The sequence below is a fragment of the Wolbachia endosymbiont (group A) of Pogonocherus hispidulus genome, assembly GCF_964028195.1.
Lineage (GTDB): Bacteria > Pseudomonadota > Alphaproteobacteria > Rickettsiales > Anaplasmataceae > Wolbachia.
This window is the reverse complement of the sequence record NZ_OZ034750.1, coordinates 693,553-710,464: the sequence shown is the minus strand read 5'-3', so window position 1 is coordinate 710,464 and position 16,912 is coordinate 693,553. Positions and strand designations below refer to the sequence as shown.

General features: G+C 34.3%; 9 protein-coding genes and 3 pseudogenes. 8 read left to right on the top strand and 4 right to left on the bottom strand.

All coding sequences use genetic code 11. The annotated features are described in order from the left end of the window. Positions 1-442: 442 nt before the first annotated feature. Positions 443-991, bottom strand: a pseudogene (locus ABWU58_RS03350) (Rpn family recombination-promoting nuclease/putative transposase); the annotation flags it as partial. A 129-nt stretch (positions 992-1,120) separates the two neighbouring features. On the opposite strand from ABWU58_RS03350, the gene ABWU58_RS03345 reads away from it, so the two are divergent. From ABWU58_RS03345 to ABWU58_RS03310, 8 genes and pseudogenes are all read left to right on the top strand, one after another. After that, entirely contained in the window at positions 1,121-2,041 is a 921-nt protein-coding gene (locus ABWU58_RS03345) for a helix-turn-helix domain-containing protein (RefSeq protein WP_353283607.1), read from the top strand. Between the two features lie 170 nt (positions 2,042-2,211). Beyond that, positions 2,212-2,745 carry a JAB domain-containing protein gene (locus ABWU58_RS03340; RefSeq protein WP_353283606.1) on the top strand — a complete coding sequence of 178 codons (534 nt, stop codon included), beginning with the start codon at positions 2,212-2,214 and terminating at the stop codon, positions 2,743-2,745. Between the two features lie 352 nt (positions 2,746-3,097). Continuing rightward, the gene (locus tag ABWU58_RS03335; protein WP_309165575.1) at positions 3,098-5,158 is read left to right on the top strand and encodes a recombinase family protein; all 2,061 of its coding nucleotides are present in this window, start codon (positions 3,098-3,100) and stop codon (positions 5,156-5,158) included. Positions 5,159-5,176: 18 nt separating this feature from the next. Beyond that, positions 5,177-5,338, top strand: a pseudogene (locus ABWU58_RS03330) (JAB domain-containing protein); the annotation flags it as partial. A 99-nt stretch (positions 5,339-5,437) separates the two neighbouring features. Further along, complete coding sequence (locus tag ABWU58_RS03325) at positions 5,438-6,661, top strand: hypothetical protein (RefSeq protein WP_353283605.1); 1,224 nt, start codon at positions 5,438-5,440, stop codon at positions 6,659-6,661. 79 nt (positions 6,662-6,740) lie between these two features. Beyond that, on the top strand, positions 6,741-7,646 hold the full coding sequence (locus tag ABWU58_RS03320; protein ID WP_353283604.1) for a helix-turn-helix domain-containing protein: 906 nt from the start codon (positions 6,741-6,743) through the stop codon (positions 7,644-7,646). Positions 7,647-7,653: 7 nt separating this feature from the next. Further along, entirely contained in the window at positions 7,654-8,556 is a 903-nt protein-coding gene (locus tag ABWU58_RS03315; RefSeq protein ID WP_353283603.1) for a helix-turn-helix domain-containing protein, read from the top strand. 456 nt (positions 8,557-9,012) lie between these two features. After that, positions 9,013-9,918 (top strand): DMT family transporter, encoded by a 906-nt coding sequence (locus ABWU58_RS03310; RefSeq protein ID WP_353283602.1) that lies wholly within the window; start codon positions 9,013-9,015, stop codon positions 9,916-9,918. A 668-nt stretch (positions 9,919-10,586) separates the two neighbouring features. Here the strand turns inward: ABWU58_RS03310 and ABWU58_RS03305 are convergent. From ABWU58_RS03305 to ABWU58_RS03295, 3 genes and pseudogenes are all read right to left on the bottom strand, one after another. Then, positions 10,587-11,093, bottom strand: a pseudogene (locus ABWU58_RS03305) (patatin-like phospholipase family protein); the annotation flags it as partial. 138 nt (positions 11,094-11,231) lie between these two features. After that, complete coding sequence (gene ltrA, locus ABWU58_RS03300; protein ID WP_253308914.1) at positions 11,232-12,575, bottom strand: group II intron reverse transcriptase/maturase; 1,344 nt, start codon at positions 12,573-12,575, stop codon at positions 11,232-11,234. Between the two features lie 684 nt (positions 12,576-13,259). After that, positions 13,260-16,904 carry a lipase family protein gene (locus ABWU58_RS03295; RefSeq protein WP_353283601.1) on the bottom strand — a complete coding sequence of 1,215 codons (3,645 nt, stop codon included), beginning with the start codon at positions 16,902-16,904 and terminating at the stop codon, positions 13,260-13,262. Between the last annotated feature and the right edge of the window lie 8 nt (positions 16,905-16,912).

The window sequence follows — 16,912 nt, the reverse complement described above, 5'->3', positions numbered from 1 at the left end:
AGCTTCTTAAACAGTCCTTCCACATAGCAGCTTGTGGTTGGCTACCTACTTATATTTTTATGAATATAAGAGCTTTTATGTGGTTACTCCGTTCCATGGCTTCGTTTCACGTTAAACTTAGATTCCTACTATTTGCCGGAAGCTGGGAACATCAATAACTAAAGTCTTCAATCTTTAGTTCCCCTTTTGCTTCGTACCATTTTGGTCTATGCGTAGTTCAACCTCTTTTCGCATACTATGCTTTGACGACAATTCAAACATAGGTTCCTCTCGTAATCATATCTAACTCTGTTTGCAGGATGAGGTTTAGTGTTACCTGCTTTTATCTCATGCTTGCATCCCAAAGGTTGCCACCCTTTAAAATGTGAGATATACATTATCCCCGATGTCTAGGGAAAGTGGAATTTAACCACCACAAAACCACGACTTTCAGGGTCGCACTAAAAAAGAAACACCATCTCTCTGTAGTATTCTCTAACTGCTCTACTCTATTTTTTGTAAATTTAGGCAACTCAATAAAGACAAATTGTAGATCTTTCAAGTAATGCCCATTGGTTTTGATATCGCGTATATTATGAGTAGAAATATAGTCAACTTCTTCAGGAAGAAGGTTACAATTGGAAATAGCAATAAAGAAGACTTTCTGAAGATCAATGTAATTACCAGATTTATCTAGTTGTCTTGAGTAAGCCTTAGCAGCATAAAGTTGAGCACGTTTTTCAAAGCCTTTATCACGAGCGAGCTGCATTTCGATGACAAATCTATTACCAATGGAGTCTTTGCAAAGAACATCAACAATACTTTGTTTGTCAGAGGCAATTTCAGGATCCATGATAGTACTAAGGAATTCAATTTCTATTATTTGATCAGAAGTAGAAAAGCCTAAGATATCGTTGAGGAAGTGAATTAAGATATTTTTATTCTTTTCAGAGCCAAATATTTTTTTAAAACTAAGGTCGTTTTTTGGATCAAGAAATTTAGAAAAAGCCATGACGAATTAACCTAGAAAGCACTAATAATTATACACAATTGTGAAGAAATATTCAACTAAAATTCAAACATAGAAAGAAGCATCCCTTTTGTATATCTTTATTTGGTAGTATTAACCTGTATAATATTTATGGCAAATATCTCTATAAGGTATCAGATAGCAGAAAAAGTGAAAAGCTGGAGGTTAAAAAGAAAATATACTCAAAAAGAATTAGCAAAAAAAATCGGAACAACATATCAGGTAATACTGCAATATGAAAAAGGAACACGCAGAATTTCAATTAAGAAGTTATATGAATTAGCAGAAGCATTATCAACAACTGCTAGAGATCTAGCTTGCGGACAAGAAGTATCAAATGAGAAAGGGTATGAGGGAGAGGAGGTACTAAATCTAGTAAGAAGACATAAAGAGATTAAGGATCAAGAATTACGTGAAACGTTTTATTTATTAACTAAATTCATCCGTATTAGTGAGGAAGAAAGTGGAAAGGCAGTAAAAGTAGAGGTGGCAAAGGGTTTAGTTAAGGAAGGAGTTTCTGCTCATGTTATCTCTCAAACGACCGGTTTATCTATTGATGAATATGATAATGATGAGAAAAAAATTTCTATTCCATACAAAGTAGGGCAAAGGATAAAAGAGTGGAGATTGATACGAGGATATACACAAAAAGATTTAGCGAATAAAGTTGGCATAACAAATCAAGGAATATATGAGTATGAACAAGGGAGAGCTGCTGTTTCACTTGAAATGTTAGATGAAATAGCAAAGGTACTATTAATTAATATTACAGATCTGCTTCCAGAAACAAGAGAAAATGAGAATAGTGAAGCAGAGCTATCAAGGTTAATAGAAGAATATAAAAAGATTAAAAGCCAAGAACTACGTCATGTATTAATAAAATCTCTGTTTGAAAGCATACAAGTTTACAAAGAGAAAGTGAAGAAAGTAGAAAAGATGAGAATTGCAAAGAATTTAGTTAAGGAAGGAATTTCTATCAATATTATTTTAAAAACAGTAGGCATCTCTTTAGACGAAATTCAACAAATTTAAATAAAAAAAATCAGCATATATTAATATCTTTACTTTTTGATAAAAAAATAAGTAAAAAAGATTGAAAAATTGATTTGACTTCACTCAAAAGCTATGGCCTTATGCCAATGCTGACAAAAAACAGCAGTAAATATATAAAAACATTTTGTTATTAGTGAAGGGTAATTTTTATGAATAATAAGAAAAGTAGTAGAGATCGTAGAGAAGAAATAGAGTTCAGAGCATTAGAAAGCAACGGTAAAGCTCTACTTGATCGTGAAGTAATAGAAACGTTTCTAAGTGCAGTACATGATAGGGAAGAAGCTCGCATTATTGCTAGAAAGCTAATAGATAGTTTTGGAATAGGAGGAGTTTTAGGCCAGGAAATAGATGATTTGAAAACTATAGAAGGGATAACTGACTCTACAGTAGCAGTAATTTTATGCCTAAAGGAAGCTTCAAAGAGGGTACCAAGAGAAGAGTTAAAGAAAGGACCTGTAATGGATAACTTGGAAATCATCGTAAAATATTTAAGGGTGAGTATTGGTTATTCAGAGGAGGAAAAGATGAAAATAATATATTTTGATCAAAAGTGCCGTTTAAAGGGGGAAGAAGTGTTCACTGGTACAGTGGATAAGGTACCCTTTTACATAAGAGAAGTAACAAGAAAGGCATTAATAAGAAAAGCGACGTCAATAATAATATCGCACGATCAACCACCTTAATACCCCATTCAACAACCAAAAAGAGATTACAGTTACAGATCCAACTCATCCGCTATTTGGCAGAACTTTTCCTATATCCTTTATCAGTTCAAGAGCCCATTGTAGTAGTAATGTATTTGTTATTCATCGTAATAACATAATTCTGCGTATCCCGTTTCTTGCTACCAACTTAGCCAGTAAGCAAGATTTTCTCACAAGTAAATTAACATGGGATTCATTATACGAATTTGTTTCTTTAGCAAAGGAGTATAAATTATGCCATGTAAACCAAATAGAGTGTGGAAAAAAATGCCGCAATGTCTCAAATCAGAAATTTTAGAAAACATATTATTAGTGTCCAAAGAGGTCATCCATGAATACATCAGAGCTAATTACAGCACAACATTTAACACGCGAAGCGATAATTTACATAAGACAATCAACACCTCATCAAGCACTGAGCAATCAAGAAAGTTTGGAGTTACAGTATGCGCTGAAACAAAGAGCTATTGATCTTGGGTGGAAAGCTGATAATATTGTTGTTATTGATAATGATCTCGGCTTAACAGGTGCTAGTGCTGAAAAGCGTGAAGGGTATAAAGAGATTCTCGCTAAAGTCACTTTATCAAAGGTAGGGATTATCCTATCCTACGATGTGACTCGTTTGTCACGTAATTGTTCTGATTGGTATCCGTTATTGGATATATGTGGCTATAAACAGTGTTTGATAGCTGATCGGGATGGTGTGTATGACCCTGGTACTATTAATGGTCGGTTGTTACTTGGTCTGAAAGGACAGCTTGCTGAAATGGAGTTATCTACTATAAGAGCCAGACTAAATGCTGGACTAGTAAATAAGGCAACCAGAGGAGATTTAGCCTTATCTCTTCCAGTGGGTTTCGTTCGTAACATTGATGATTCCGTGAGTAAGGATCCTAACCTTGAAGTTCAGCAGCATATTAAGCTTGTTTTTGACACTTTTCTAGAAAAACGAACAGCAGCACAAGTTGTAAGGTATTTTAACAATAACCAACTTACCATTCCTAGGTATGACAATTTTAAAGAAGTGCATTGGAAAAAACCAACTTTTGACGCAATTATCTCAATGCTCAAAAACCCTGCTTATGCTGGAGCATTTGCTTATGGTCGTTCTTGTACTACGCGTCACAAACTATCTTCTGCTAATAAAACAACAAAAAGACTACCAATGGAAGAATGGAAAGTTCTAATTAAAGATAAATACCCAGCTTACATAGATTGGGAAACCTTTACAAAGATTCAGATCATACTTAAAGATAATCATGCGGATTACCGTCGCTGTAGAACACGTGGAATAGCTAGACCAGGTGCAGCATTATTACATGGAATAATCTATTGTGGAGAATGTGGACACAAAATGATAGTACAGTATAAAGGAGGAAATCATTATAAATGCAGTTACCAACATCAACGTGATCTTTCCCCTTCATGTCAGTTTTTACCTGCTGATATTATTGATAATGAAGTAATTCCTAAATTTTTTGCAGCACTTAGTCAAATTGAGCTAGATGCTTATACTAAGGCTATTAACTCGCAGCTACAATCTGAACAAGAAATTAATAAAGCTCATTTACAACAATTAGAACGCTTAAGATACCAAGTAAGATTGGCAGAACGACAATTTAATCAAGTTGATCCTGACAATCGTCTTGTAGCTGCAGAACTTGAAAGACGTTGGGAACAGGCATTGAATGAACTCAAGCAAGCGGAAATTACATTTGAACGTCAGTATCCAAGTAAACCTACTCCTCAATTATCCGAGGAACTGAAAACAATATTTTTAGATGTAGGTAAGAAACTACCAGAAATTTGGCATAAGTCAGTTCTGTCACGTCAGCAAAGAAAATCTTTTGTTCGTTGTCTGATTGATAAGGTAGTAGCACACCGAATCATGCGTGATTGCTTGCAGATACGTATTGTATGGCATGGTAGAGAAACTACCACTTTCCATGCTCCTATTCCAGTAAGCTCCTTTCGTGCATTGACTACTGCAACAGAAATGGAGCAATCGATAATAAAGTCAAGTAAAGAGGGTAAAACGGATATAGAAATTGCCAAGTACTTAGAAACACAAGGGTATCGTTCTCCCTCACAATCAAAGAATATTGTTTTAGAAAATACAGTAAAAAATATTCGGTTAAAAAATAATATTATGCGAAAAAAGGAGCAATCACACCCCATTAAAGTGCCTGGCTACCTTACTATTTCACAAGTTGCAAAAATCCTTGAAGTTTCCAGGCAGTGGCTTTACGATAGAATAAGGAGAGATAAAATAAAAATACAAAAAGACTATAGCAAAACCAGAGGCAAGTATTTATTTGAAGATAGACCAGAAACTGTTAGAACCCTTATGGATTTTAAAAATGGTAAACTCAACAACCCAAATTTTTTATAGGAGTATCAATATGTATAATCGCATAACCATCCTGGAGGAAGTTTAGAACCATCAGAAGAAGATCAAGCAGTAACGAAGAGCTTAGCAGCAGCATGTAGTACTGTAAGCGTTAGATTATTTGATCATATTATCATCACAAGTAGTGGCTATTTTAGTTTTAGAGAAAACGGATTGTTATAGCAGAAAGTATTTGCAAATCTACTCACTATAATTTATAATAAGTAATACAGTGTATAATAACTATACACTTAGAAAGTATATTTAATAGCGGAGGCTAATATGAATAATAAAATAATTGTACCTTTTAGTGATAAAGAGGGGGGTGTTTACGAGTTAAACGTTGATCTTGATAGATTATCAAAAGGTGAGATGTTAAATGCTATTGTAGGAATTGGTCGTACTAGCCAGCAGCCTACCTTTGTAAGCAAAATTAATAATGCTAAAAAGCTTGGAGATAAAGAAGTAGTACCTTTCCCTAGTAGAGAAGTTCGCGAAAACCAAATCAACTATAGGAAAGGATTTGACTATATTTATGGCACAAAACCTTTGAGTAATCAAGCAGATTATCCAGAAGGGCTAAATCCATTTGCTTCAGCTTTGCAAAAAATAAAGCCAAGTATAAGCGAAAGCGAAAAGTTGAGCTGGTTTAAGAGTGCTGTGGTAGAGGCAAAAAACGTAAATGAATTGCACAAAACTATAGACCAAGTACTAGCCTCTGGAGCAAGAATAAATGCATATAACGATGGGGAATGGAGCATTGCAGAGTATGTAGTATTGGGTACACATTTTCATAAATTTGATAAGGCTGATCGAAAAAAGCTAATACGTAAATTAATGCTAAGCGGCGCAGAGTTTCATGATACTCTACTGCAGAATAAACTGATAGGTGAAATCTATAATGAGCTACAACGAGAAGTTCAGCTTCATATAGACAAGAAGCTTGAGAATTTGAGAAAAATTGGTGAAAGTGCTATTCAAGAAGGAGCATTAATAGATGTCGAGATAGACAATACAACATCGTATATAGAATTTTCCGAGGATAGTAAGATAGAAGTAGCCAAAATACTGGAAGTAAAAAGAGAGTTAGGAAGTAATATTTTAAAAATTGGTAATGATGCAGTTGAAGTTAAAAGTGAGAAGGGAGGTATAAGAAACTATACCGATATTTCAGATGGCAGCTCTATCATGTTAGAATTTCCTACAAGCATTGGTAAGCTAAATATTATATTGTACCACGATGTAAAAAAATATGATCAAGTACAAGTCAGAGTAGAAAACAAGGAAATGTGGGCTGAACTACAACAAAGAGGAGAAGAAATAGGAAAAAATTGTCTTTTTGCTGGAGTAAAACTTAAAGAAGCAGTAGAAAAGGGAAGTTTTATGAGGTGTGGCATATGGAATAGCAAGCAGCTTATGAAGGAGGTTGATAGCCCAAGTGAAAAATTGTTTTCATGGGCAGACAAAGTACGTGAAAATAGTAAAGAAACTTGTAGGGCACTTTAATTTAAAGGTTCCAGAGTCTGGCTATTATATCTGGAGCCTTTGAGCTATAATAGAAAATATTATATGCAAGGTTCTTTTTGTGGAAAAAAGTCTAGATTATAAAGTGGGAGAAAAATTAAAAAGCTGGAGGTTAGAGCGAGGGTACACTCAGAAAGATTTAGCAGAGAAAATTGGTGTAAAATACTGGGTGATATTGCAATATGAGAAAGGGAATCGTAGAGTTCCAATTGAAAGGTTGTATGCTATAACTGAGGCACTATCAATCAGTATTACGGATCTTATTCCTGTATCAAAAAGCTGTCTTGAAGATGAAGAAGAAATATTAAATCTAGTAAGAGAATATAAAAAGATTAACGATCAGGAGTTACGTAAGATGTTTTGTTTGCTAACCAAATTTGTCCAAGTTAGTGAGAAAAGTAGTAGAAAATCGGAAAAAATAAAAATTGCAAAGGGTCTGGTTAAAGCAGGAATTTCTGTTGATGTTGTTGCAAAAACAATCGGTCTGTCTGCTGATGAATGTGTTGAAGAAAAAGTTGGTTCTATATACTACAAAATAGGAAAGAAGATAAAAGAATGGAGGCTAGTGAGAGAGTATACTCAAAAAGATTTAGGAGAGAAAATGAATACAACCCGTCACGAAATAAGCAACTATGAACAAGGAAGGACTGCTGTTCCACTTGATAAATTATACGGAATAGCAAAGGTGTTATCAATTAACATCATGGACCTACTTGAACTAACAGGAGATGAGATAGAAAATGAGCTACCTGATTTGATTAAAGAATACAAAGAAATTGAGAGCCAAGAACTACGTAATGCACTAATAAAATCTTTGTTTGAAGAGATACGTATTTGTGAAGAAAAAGTGAGAAAAGCGGAAAGAATCGAAGTTGTAAAGGATCTAGTAAAAGGGGGAATTTCTATTGATATTATTTTGCAAATAGTTGGTTTATCTGCTGATCAAAAAGATTGTTTTTTAAATTGAGGTATACATGTTTGTTTCTGTAAGTGATGTTAGTCCTATAAGCTACAAAATAGGGCAAAAAATAGAAAATTGTAGGTTAATGCGAGGGCATACTCAAATAGAATTAGCAAGTAAAATAGGTTTAACATATCAAGAGGTGAACAGCTACGAAAGTGGCTATAGCGCTATTCCTGTTGAAGTATTATATATAATAGCAAAAGCATTATCAGCTACTGTTACAGATCTGCTACCTGAATCAGTAGTAGTAAGAGAGTATAAAGATGAAGACGAGGAAATACTCTATCTAACAAAAATATACGAGAATCAAAAGTTAGACAAAATAGTACCTTCATTAGTCAGGTTTGTTCATATTAGCGAAAAAATTAATCAAGAAGAGGCAAGGTTGGAAATAGCAAAAAATCTAGTGAAAGAAGGAGTTTCTATTGATGTTATTTCCCAGGCAACGGGTTTATCTATTTACGAGTATGATAGTACAGAGAGAGAAATCTGCACTGATTCTATATATTACAGAATAGGACAAAGAATAAGAGAATGGAGATTGATAAGGAGATACACTCAAAAAGATTTGGCGGATAAAGTTGATTTAACGCTCAAGGAAATACACGAATATGAAAAAGGGTATACTGCCATATCATTAGATAAATTATATGAAATAGCAGGAGAATTATCAGTGAATATTAAAGTTCTGCTACCTAAAACAAGAGAAAGCAAAAAGCTATTGAGTTTAATGGATGAGTACAGAGAACAAGAATCACTAGTCAAATCTCTATCTGAAAGTATGAAAAATGGCAAGGAAAAAGTTAAAAAAGCAGAGAAAATCAAGGTTGCAAAAGATCTAGTTAAGGCAGGTATTGCTATTGATATTATCGTGCGAGCAAGTGGCCTAACTGCCGATGAGTGTGAAAATTGAATTGTGTTTAAGATACAAGTAAAAATAGTCAATATATTAACCATTCTAAATCCTTGTTTAGCTAACTCAACTGAAGCATTTTCATAAAGTTTTGCTGCTAATTCGTGTTGTTTGATAAACTTCAAATTTAATGCTTTTAAAATTGATGCTGAAAACACATATTGCTAATGCTAGCAGAGGAGCTAGTTGGTAAAATCGCCACAGCCGTCAGTACTCCCGATTACTTTTCCTGATAATGTGATAGTATTCGCAAGTATTATCATATATTACAAAAAAATCAGTTAGCATTTCTGTTTATTAAAATTATGCAATAAAGCTGCATTTTATATAACACTTCTCAAATTATTTCTACTAAATATTTATGAATATGGTTAAACAGTAGATAGAAGAAACCTTTTCTATTATTGATCTTTTGTACAGTAAAGTTATCTCATAAAATATTAAATTTGGAGTTTTATGGATCACAGACTAAGAGCTTATTTGCTTGGAGTTACCTGGTTTATACTCAGTTTACTTAGTAGTGTAGTTAATGATACTATATCAAAGTGTCTCGGTTTACACCTTCAAAGTTTTGAGATAATCTTTTTCCGTTTTTTATTTAGCACTATTACTCTTATACCTTTTATATTTTACTATGGAATAGGAATTTGTAAAACAAGTCGAATATCTATTCAAATAACTAGAGGTGCATTGTTGTTTTGTGGAATGACCTTATGGACCTATGGGTTGACTATTTGCCCAATAGTAACTGCAACAATTATAGGTTTCTCAATACCATTATTTGTTATGCTTCTTGCAATTCCTTTTCTGGAAGAAAATATAATTTGGCAAAGATGGGTAGTAGCTGTCATTGGTTTTATTGGTATTGCTATTACTACTAAAGCTTATAGTGAGGATTTTAATCCTAAAATTCTTATTTTTATTGTATCCGCATTAATCTTCGCTATACTAGATGTACTTAATAAGAAGCTTGTAATGAAGGAGACAATAATAAGTATATTATTTTACTCAGCTCTAACAACAACAATTTTTTCCACTCCATCTTTGTTATTTTATTGGCATATGCCTTCCTTGTCAGAATTAATATTACTGCTGATTTTAGGAATAAGTTCAAACCTAATTCTGTTCTTCATGTTAAAAGCTTTTGCTCTTACTGATGCTACTGCACTTGCACCGTATAGATACATAGAGCTAATAATTTCTGCAATAGTAGCATACGTTATATTTAATGAATTACCTGATAAAAGTGCTTTATATGGTACTTTGATATTAATACCATCAACCTTATTTATAGCTTATTCGGAAGGTAAGGCAATTAAGAAAAATAGTGTAACAACAAAAGTGTATGACTCAAATTGTTAATGATGTTTATTTTAGATGCTAAGCTACATTTTTAAGGATTAGGAGTAGTATCTGGTACAATGTAAGCGTTGATTGCATTGACATAAGTATGGGAAAGGACCATAGAATAGGTAAGGAATTTTTAAAAGTGTGTGATTCATATAGGTTATGACAGCTGATTTGTCAGATCAAGTCTTCGGACTGTTGAAAAAGTATGAATAGTGAAAATGAGACAAGTATAGTATACTTTTGGGTAGCAACAAATAAAGATATAAGAAGGTAATTTTAATTATCCGTTTAAAGTTTTGAACTATCGCTATCATATAAACTTGAATTTGAAATTTTTGAATATTTCAGAAATGTCCAAAAAAGCATACGGGTCAAGTTAAAAGAATACACCCAATATAGCAACCATTTAAGGTAGGTATCTTATTTATTTTTTTGAGAAGTTTTGATCTGAAATGAGATAATTTTTTTTAAAAGAGTCTATAAATTACTAATTTTATCATTTAATATCTAAAATAATTTTTACCGTTTCTCTTCTTTCTTATGCCACTTCTTAACTTGACGAATATGGCAATTGTCAGTAAATCATTTTTTTTAAGTAGTGTTTTTGGCTTAGCTTCTTAAAACATTTTTTTGGAGAAGAGATATCCCTTGCTACAGAATTTTTTTGGCATTTCTACGTATCAAGATATAAGATCATAGAATTTCTCTATCACTTTCTGATTGTCCTCTACCATTGCATTTGCCTCTTGCTGTAGACATTTAATATTTTTTGATGTAATATTATCCATCTCAGCTGATGCTACTTTCAGTTGTGATTGTATTCTTATGTATCTATCACCTATTACTTGATTCAGTTACGCAGTCCAGTCCAGTCCAGAGGCAAATATTACGTGTAATAGTGGCTTTATCCACCCTATTTTTCCCAATCTCTTTGAATTAGTTATACTTTTGGTTGTTTCTCCAGTACCTATTGATAACAGGATAATGTTGTCATTTGGAAATAATCTCTTGCCACTTGCACACGCCGCTGGATTATTGGCAAACACCCCTCCATCTATCAACATTCTTTCCTCTTGATTGATTTTTAAGTATTTAGGGGAGAAATAAGTTGGTGCTGCTATTGTTGCTCTGAGTGCATCTTTTAACTTGATGAAATTCCTGTTTTCTCTCCAACTTTTAAGGAAAAATGGTAGGGTCGAGAACTGGCGCGCCTCTTTAGGGTTTGGTGGCTGATCCATTATTTTCATGTTGGGCCTCAATCCAAAATTCCCATATTCACGTTTCCAGCTCCCGCCTCATCAAACGCAGCATGCGATTTTCCCGCACTACGCTTTCCTAGTAGTTTCTTTACCAAAATTTATAACATATTGTGCTGGTAAGGCTTTCTGAATGTAATACCTTATTCTATAGTCTGAATAAAGATCTAGAGTTTTATATATCCATTCACTACTCCATCTCTTCCAGCCAAATCCTTTCTTTGCTTTTCTGGCTCTCATTAGATTGCGTCTTATTTTCTTCTCTACCCAATGTTTGACGTAACTAAAGCTTCGATTTGTGTTTCCAATCCTAAAGTAGTTTGTCCACCCTCTCAATATCGGATTAATGATATGAATCACTTTTCCTATTGGTTGCGATTTATAACAGCGGAATACTTCCTTCAATTTTTGAAGTAGGTTTGTTCGTGCTTTCATCTTGGGTGTTATCCTCACATTCCACTTTCCTTGTTTTGTGATGTTCTGTTGAAAATCAAATCCTAGGAAGCTGAATGTCCCTTTTTCTTTAAGATTAATCACTTTTGTCTTTTCTTCGTTTACTTCTACTTCTATTTTTGCTAATTCTTCTTGTAACCTTTTGTGCACTGATTTTTCAAGCCATTCCCATTTCTGGTGTCCATCTATCAGTATCATTAGATCGTCTGCCCATCTAGCGTATTCTATATGTTGATATTTTCCTTCTTTAGTCACCTCTTTTGCCTTCTCTAGCATTTTATCCACCTCATTGAGGTATATATTGCTTAGTAGTGGTGAAAGTGGTGATCCTTGTGCTATTCCTCGTTTCCCTCCTACTTTGAGGATTAGCTTAATCAAGTGCATGATTTCTTTATCGTTTACCCTTTTGGAAATCTTTTCCATAAGAATATGATGTCGCACATTATCAAAGTAGGACTTTAGGTCTACGTCAATAACTTTTGTATTGCCTTTGATTGCTGCTTTCGCTACCCTGCTTATTGCTTCATGCGCTTTTCTCTTAGGTCTATATCCATATGATCCGTCCTGAAAGTCAGATTCGAATATTGGTTCAATTATTAGCTTTAGTGCGCTTTGCACTATTCTATCCCGAATGCAGGGTATGTTCAACGCTCTGAGTTTTCCTCCAGCTTTTGGTATTTCCTTTCTCCGGTTCCTATTTGGGTTATAGGTCTTGGTTATTAGTTCACGTCTGATTTGTTGAAGATGCTTCTCTAAGCCTTCTGCTTCTATCGATTCGAACGTCACCTTATCAATTCCTGGTGCCCCATTACTCTTCTTTGTCAGCTTATATGCTTCTTCTAGCGTCTCCATCTTACATACGTGAACATAGATTCCCCAGAATCGCCATTCCGGTTTTGCCTTCGCTTTGGTATATATCTTCCTTCTCAGGTCTTGTAATTTAATTGGCATTTTTATCATTTTTACCTTTACCTCCCTTTTGTTAAAAGATTCCTACTAGTAGGGTGCCTTTGCTCCATGAGCGTTACCTCACTTCGTCACTACTACACACCCATCCGCCACCCTTTCATCTTCAGTTCATTTCCTGTTTCCAGTTATAGAACCTACCACTCCAAGGTATTTCTCCTTGGGATGAGGAGGGCTTCTCCAGTTGCCTCGTATTCCCTTATTATCATGTCATCACTACCACCCCGCTAAAGTAGATATGCTGTATCATTCGTATTTCAGCTATCTATGTTGCTTTCACCCAACTGCCGTGAGCTCAGCCTTTAGTTTTACACACTTTCGAGGCCACCTATGTGTTCGCTTTCGCTACAACCTGATAATTCGCCATTATCCTTACGATAACGTTGTCGGTAGGCTTCAATATCTTGGTTTCCCTCCATATTGCTACCCTAGCTACAGGACTCCGACTCTTATCCTGGTGGGTCTACCTCCCACTGAACATACTCGCCTTTTCTGGACACACGACAGTTGTTGTGTATATCATAACTGGTAAGCAGTAGATTACTTGAAACATCAGCAATAGTACTTTCGTAGAAGTATTTATCGAGTACGCATTTTAAATCAGGCTTTGGTTCTTATTTTATGATAATTAACATAATGATAATAAATTATTAAATGGTAAACTATAATATTTATTCCTTAATTTACCGCTGTGTAATAAGCCCCATCTGTAAATTTATCAACACTACTTCCTTCAAGTGAATTTAAAGGTTTATTACAATAGTATATGATTGCAGCAGCAACCAGACAACAAGCTCCAACTGCTATTCCTACCATTAGCATTTCCAAGTAAACTGCAATAGCTATCCCTGTAGCAACTCCAGTTATTGCTAACATAGAAGCAGCTATCACAGGCAACTTACTTTTTGCATTTTGTGGAGCAGGGTTGTAACTAGGTTGTTTGCTGTTACCTTGAGCATTATTTACTCGTTTAGGGTTTTTACTAGCTACTAAATGTACCCCTGTTGATTTTGATTGTGTATCTTCTTTACCACTATTCTTATCTACACTTTTAGGTGGAGCTGGTTGAACAGATGGTGCAGTAACACCTACATTGTTTGGATTCGTAGACTGCTTGTTGTTGGTTTTGGTATCACTTTTTTGTTCTAGAATTGGCATTTTAACATTTTCATTTGTAACAGCTATATTATTAGGATTGCCATTGAGCACTATAGGTAAAACTTCTGGTTGTGGATCTTGTTGATCACTTTCAAGCTTAGAATTACCCTCACTGAGAGGAGCTTGCTCATTATCCATTTTTGTTATATGTCCGGTAGATTGATTGGATACTTGATCGCTACCAGTTCGTGATTCATCTAACTGAATTTTACTTGAATCACTATGATTATCATCGCTACTAATAGAAGCTACTACATTATCATTCTGAATTGGTTGATCACTTTCGTTTACAAGTTGAACATTATTATCCCTAATATTTACTAAACTTTTCGGTTGTACTACTTGTATGGAATCCTCTCGTATTACATGTCCAGCTAATTGAATAGGAGCTTGTTCATTCTTACCACTTTTTTGTTCTAAAATTGGCATTTTAACAGTAGAAAAATCATTAATAGCATTAGCTAGAACTGAATTTTCTTTATTAAATAGCACTTTTAGACTTTCTTCATTAATCAAATGCAAATTAAGTTCATAGGTATTACCATTAGAGAAAGAAAATTCGACCTCTCGATCAGACTTTTTAAAAATTTGAGCAACACTCTGACCATTAAGGAGAAAAATTTTAATTGTTCTGTTGTTAGGCAAATTCTTTAATGCTTCAATAGTACTAACAGTCCCTCCACGAGGAACAACCTGTTGAGCACCCAAAGTTGCAACACGCAAATCTCCTGCATTTCCTGTTTTGGTAATGACATCTCCCATACCGTAACCTGTACTTGCTACAAGCTCTTTTTCATTACTTGGTACAAGTATTTGTTCAGGAATTCCTGGAGTGTTACTGCTACCAGCTTTTTCAGAATTCATTTGCTGATTCTCATCACTCTGCACTGCGATTTGTACATTATTATTGCTATGATCACCTAAAGATGAATTTGTTGAAGAAACTTCAGCTATTGTTAACGTTGAGATAGCTGCGGTAGAAGAAGAACCTCCATTAAGTTTATTACTCTTTTTCTTCATAAGTGCCAAGCTTCCTGGATAGTTATCAACTAAGGTTTTCAATAGCCTCAGACTAATAGTGTTTCCACTGAGATAATAATTATTGTTAACAAAAAAAGCAATATCAGGAACGTTAACTTTTAACCCTTCACCTCTTCCATGTCTAGGTAAAGATAGCATCATGGCTAACAAGTTATCAAGTGTGTGAAAGATTATAAACCCGTCTTCACCAGGTTCAGAATCCTCATAAATTACTACTTTCTGTTCATTACTAGATCCAGAATATTTCATCATTTCAGAAAGTGAAGCATCTTTATGTTTGTTCTTTACTTGTTTAAAATATTGCTCATCACCATTTGAATGGGTATTTGGAATGAGGTAACTTGGTACAGTGGATACATTATACAATACTGTAACAAGGTAAGAAAGATAATAGTATATAGATACACTATTATCAGACTTAAATTGGTCAGGTTTAAGATTTGCAATAAGATTGCGATACACGTCCAATGGATGAGCATAAAGTGAAGAACTACTACTTATTCTTAATTGTTCACCCACGTGTTTATAACCCATAGAACCAAGTGGTAATGAAGGTATGAAATCTGATTGATTAACTACTCTAATAGTTTTCTTTCCAAGGCGCTCTTCATAAACCTCAGCAGCAGCAGAATCGAAAACCCTTGGAGAAGCAAAAGTTGCAACATGAAAATCTTCTGCACCCTCTCTTACACTTAAACATAGAGCAGCTATGGTGGCAATAGCACCTCCCATACTATGACCTGTAAGGTTAATTTTAAAATCTTTAATTTCTAACTGTTGATCATTAGCATATCCTTTTAATATCTTGTAAACACTTTCCCAAGAATCTTTAAATAAAGAGTAAAAACCTGAATGGATTTTTCCACCTTCAGGCAAAAGCTCACCTGAACTAGTCAAAATCATTTCAGCATCTTTCATGTAGTCAAACCAATTACGACTACCGCGGTAAACTATAGTTATTCCCTTATCTTTTATAAAAACATAACCAGCATGTCGATATGGTTGTTCATTATCACGCATATTATAGAATTGAATTATTTTATAACCTTCTTCCTTAAGTTTAGCTGGAACTCTATAAGATCTTTCCTCTAACTCAGAAAACTTTTTATTATTAAGATTATAATCACCAACATAATAGCCTACCTTAACAAAATTGATGATCTCTAATAACTTCTCTTGGCTAAATCCTGCAATTTCAGTTCTATTTGATCCTAAAACACTTGGCCCTTGCTCTTCTTGAATATCAGTTATTTCAAATTCATCTTGTTCTAGATTTGAATCATCTCCATTAGGTTCCTCATTAAACTGACGTTCATCACCAATGTTATCGGTTAAATCCTCAATAGTTCGGTTATCAACATCTTCAAAACATTCCTTAATATCACCTAATAAACTTTTACCATCAGTTTTGTAGTTATTTAATTCTTGAGGAACGGTAAATGTTACTTTGCCATTTTCATACTCTACTTTACCATCTTGAGACTTAAGCGTGAACCTTAGCTTACTATCACATTTATATTCTTCCAATTGTTCTGAATCTGGATTTTTTACAACTATAACCTCACTATACTCAACACTTACAGAATTTGCACTATTACAATGAATGCCCATTGTTTTTTCAGGAATTGTTGGTGTTAAATTATACTGAGCAAGTATAGGCTGAATTTGACCATACATCGCAAACTCATACCCCGCTTGATTACAACTAGTAATTAATTCTTCCAGTATGTGATCGTTTGGAACTTCTGCTTTAGCATGCTTGAACATTTCTGTGAAGACTTGCTTTGCAGTTTGGCGGTAATTGTCATCTTTAACTCCTTCACTATGCGTATTGCACTGTTGGCTAACAAATTCCTTATCTATAGCTTGACCATTGATTACAAAACTCATTCTAGGAAGATCTTTATACGCTTGTTTACCAGAATTTACACTGGGATCATTTTTATCAGCTTTTACCTGATCAAGCAAAGATTGTGTCAGCTTAAATTCTAATGTAGTTGTAGAGTCTTGGTCAGGTTGATCTTCAATGCCTGAATCTCTAGAATGGTGACGATCTTCAGTTCCAATTATTTCTCCGCTTACATCAACCCAACTTGAATCCAGGGAATCAGCTCGAATAACCATATTTTAAT